The following is a 3,386-nucleotide window of genomic DNA, read 5'->3' on the forward strand; positions in this document are numbered from 1 at the left end:
ACCCGGCCCACGCCGGCCTGCCCGCCGTCGTCGACGGGCGGCTCAACCTCGCCGACTTCGCCGAGCGCACCGGCGTCCCGCTGCCCGCCGGACCGTACGAGACCGTCGGCGGCTTCGTGATGGCCGCCCTGGGCCGGCTCCCGGTCGCCGGGGACGAGGTCCCGGTGACCCCCGGGCCGGACGAGCCGGCCGCACCCGACCCGGACGGCCCGCCCGGCGGCTGGCTGCTGCGGGTGCTCGCCCTCGACGGGCGGCGGGTGTCCCGGCTCGCCGTCTCCGCGGCGCGGCTGCCCGAGCAACGGCGCGAGGTCACCGCCCCCGCGGTGCCGGCGGAGAGCCGACCCGCCGGCCCGTCATGACGTACGCCGGGCGTTGCTGACAGAATTGCCGGCATGTCCGACGTACCCGCCCGCCCGCGCGTCTTCTCCGGCATCCAGCCGACGGCCGACTCGTTCCACCTCGGCAACTACCTGGGCGCGGTACGGCACTGGGTGGCGCTGCAGGAGACGCACGACGCGTTCTACTGCGTGGTGGACCTGCACGCGATCACCGCGGGGCACGACCCGAAGGTGCTCAAGCAGCGGTCCCGGGTCGCGGCGGCCCAGCTCTTCGCGGTCGGGCTCGACCCGGACCGCAGCACCCTGTTCGTCCAGTCGCAGGTGCCCGAGCACCCGCAGCTGGCCTGGGTGCTCGGCTGCATCACCGGCTTCGGCGAGGCCGGCCGGATGACCCAGTTCAAGGACAAGTCGCAGAAGCAGGGCAGCGAGCGGGCCAGCGTGGGCCTGTTCACGTACCCGATCCTGCAGGCCGCGGACATCCTGCTCTACCAGGCCAACGCCGTCCCGGTCGGCGAGGACCAGCGCCAGCACCTGGAGCTGTCCCGGGACCTGGCCCAGCGGTTCAACTCGCTGTTCGGGCCCACCTTCACGGTGCCCGCGCCGCACATCGTCAAGGACACCGCGAAGATCACCGACCTGCAGGACCCGACGGCCAAGATGTCGAAGTCGTCCTCCTCGCCGGCCGGCATCATCGACCTGCTCGAGGACCCGGCCCGCTCGGCCAAGAAGATCCGCTCGGCGGTCACCGACACCGGCCGCGAGATCGTCTTCGACGCCGAGACCAAGCCGGGCATCTCCAACCTGCTCACCATCTACTCCGCGCTCTCCGGCCGGACCATCGACGAGCTGGTGGCCGCGTACGCGGGCAAGGGGTACGGCGACCTCAAGAAGGACCTCGCCGAGGTGGTGCGGGAGTTCGTCACCCCGATCCAGGAGCGCACCCGCGCCTACCTGGACGACCCGGCCCAGCTGGACAAGCTGCTCGCCCACGGCGCCGAGAAGGCCCGCGCGGTCGCCGCGGCGACGCTGCGGACGGCGTACGAGCGGGTCGGGTTCTTCCCGCCGGTCCGCTTCGAGTAGCGGTCCGGGCGCGACGGAACGGGTGGAGACCAGTCGGTGGCCGGAGGGGTGGCGCGGAGCGTGGATCGCAGGGACGGGGCGCCGGACGCCGGCGACACCATCCAGATCGGGATCGCGGTGGACATCCCCGAGCCGTGGGGCGGGATGCTGACCCGCCGCCGGGTCGAGGCCGGCGACCCGCAGGCCGTCCCGGCCCACGTGACGCTGCTCGGGCCGACCGAGATCCCGGTGGCGGCGCTGCCGGCGGTCGAGAAGCACCTCGCCGAGGTGGCCACCGCCCACCTGCCGTTCACCCTGCACCTGCGGGGCACCGGCACGTTCCGGCCGGTGACCCAGGTGGTCTTCGTGGCGGTGGCGGCCGGGATCAGCGAGTGCGAGCTGCTCGCCGCGGCGATCCGCGCGGCGCCCGAGCTGCACCGCGAGGCCCGCTTCCCGTACCACCCGCACGTCACGGTGGCGCAGGACGTCGCCCCGGAGGCGCTGGACCGGGCGTACGAGGACCTGGCCGACTTCTCCGCGCTGTTCGAGGTGGAGGCGTTCACCCTCTTCTCGCACAGCGGGCAGACCCGGTGGCAGCCCCGCCGGGACTTCCGGCTCGGCGGCTGAGCTGAACGCGCGGCCCGGCTGCCCGCGTGCCGCCTCCGGATCGGCGAGGATGACGTGGTGAACGTGATCGGCCGGATCGAGGCCAGCCTCGGCCGCCGGGTGGACGCGGTCCGGCGGCGCTCGGCGGCCTTCGACCACCTCTGGCGGGCCGGGACGCTCTACGGCGAGGTGCTGGGCGGCCGGCTCGCGGCGGCGATCGCCTACTACGGCTTCTTCGCGGTCTTCGCGCTGGCGCTGGTCGGGTACTGGATCTTCGGCGCGATCCTGCAGGACAACGACGAGGTCAGCAAGGCGGTGGCGGACTTCCTCGACGAGAATCTGCCCTTCCTGGACCCGCAGCAGATCGCGCAGAGCAGCAACACCGTCGGGGTGATCGGCCTGATCATCCTGGTCATCACCGGAATCGGGTGGGTGGAGGCGATCCGCTCCTCACAGCGGCTGATGTACGGCTTCAACCAGCAGCCCGGCAACCTGGTGGTCCGCCGCGTGGTCGACCTGGGCGTGATGGTGGCGGTCTTCGTGCTGCTCGGCGTCTCGGTGGCCGCCGTCGACGCGCTGGAGTCGCTGCTGCGCTTCCTGCTGCGCAGCACCGGGTCGCTCGGGCTGACCACGGTCAGCGCGGTGCTCAGCGTCCTGATCAACGCGGTGCTGGCCACCGCGCTGCTGGTGGCGGTGCCCCGGCTGCGGATGAGCCGCCGCCGGCTCCGGCCGGTCGTCCTGGCGGTCGCCGTCGGCATCACCCTGCTGAACACCGTGGGGCGCTACTACGTGGTGCGGACCGAGCGGAACCCGGCGTACACCGTGGTGGCGACCGCGGTCGGGCTGCTGCTCTACCTCTACCTGCTCAACCAGTTGGTGCTCTTCGGCGCGGCCCTGGCCGCCACCAGCCGGTACGGCCGGGTGGTGGATCTGGCGGAGGGCGGCTCGGCCGCGGAGGTGGACGTGGAAGTCGACGAGGAGACCGAACCGGGTACGCCGGGCGGGGCGGGCTGACATGCGGATCCGGATCGACCCAACCTCGGCGGTGCCGCCGTACGAGCAGGTGCGCGGGCAGCTCTCCCGGATGATCGGGGACGGCCGGCTGCCGGTCGGCACCCGGCTGCCCGCCGTCCGGCAGCTCGCCACCGACCTCGGCCTGGCGGTGAACACGGTGGCCCGGGCGTACCGGGAGCTGGAGGCCGCCGGGCTGGTGGAGACCCGGGGCCGGCACGGCACCGTGGTGGCGCCGGGACGCGACGACGCGACCGACCGGTTGCACCATGCCGCCGCCGGGTACGCCGCCGAGGCACTGCGACTCGGCGTCCCGCCGGACCGGGCGCTGGCCCTGGTCCGCGCCGCCCTGGAGGCCACCCACCCCGGCAG

General features: G+C 73.7%; 5 protein-coding genes. All 5 read left to right on the plus strand.

Translation table 11 applies throughout. The annotated features are described in order from the left end of the window. Positions 1-359: HlyC/CorC family transporter associated domain-containing protein (locus DKT69_RS16895; RefSeq protein WP_304598691.1), on the plus strand; the 359-nt coding region annotated here is incomplete at its 5' end. 33 nt (positions 360-392) lie between these two features. Then, complete coding sequence (gene trpS / locus DKT69_RS16900) at positions 393-1,418, plus strand: tryptophan--tRNA ligase (RefSeq protein WP_109802499.1); 1,026 nt, start codon at positions 393-395, stop codon at positions 1,416-1,418. 60 nt (positions 1,419-1,478) lie between these two features. Further along, positions 1,479-2,024, plus strand: coding sequence for a 2'-5' RNA ligase family protein (locus tag DKT69_RS16905; protein WP_236647973.1), 546 nt, complete (start codon positions 1,479-1,481; stop codon positions 2,022-2,024). Positions 2,025-2,081: 57 nt separating this feature from the next. Beyond that, positions 2,082-3,017, plus strand: a complete 936-nt coding sequence (locus tag DKT69_RS16910; RefSeq protein ID WP_109802502.1) for a YihY/virulence factor BrkB family protein — start codon at positions 2,082-2,084, stop codon at positions 3,015-3,017. 1 nt (position 3,018) lies between these two features. Next, a partial coding sequence (locus tag DKT69_RS16915; RefSeq protein WP_109802501.1) for a GntR family transcriptional regulator occupies positions 3,019-3,386 on the plus strand: 368 nt, incomplete at its 3' end.

Origin of the sequence: Micromonospora sicca (assembly GCF_003172935.1) — a bacterium.
Lineage (GTDB): Bacteria > Actinomycetota > Actinomycetes > Mycobacteriales > Micromonosporaceae > Micromonospora > Micromonospora sicca.

What these genes read in the sequence shown, in the direction of transcription:
- trpS (WP_109802499.1), top strand. Translation starts at nt 393, where the DNA reads ATGTCCGACGTACCCGCCCGCCCGCGCGTCTTCTCCGGCATCCAGCCG.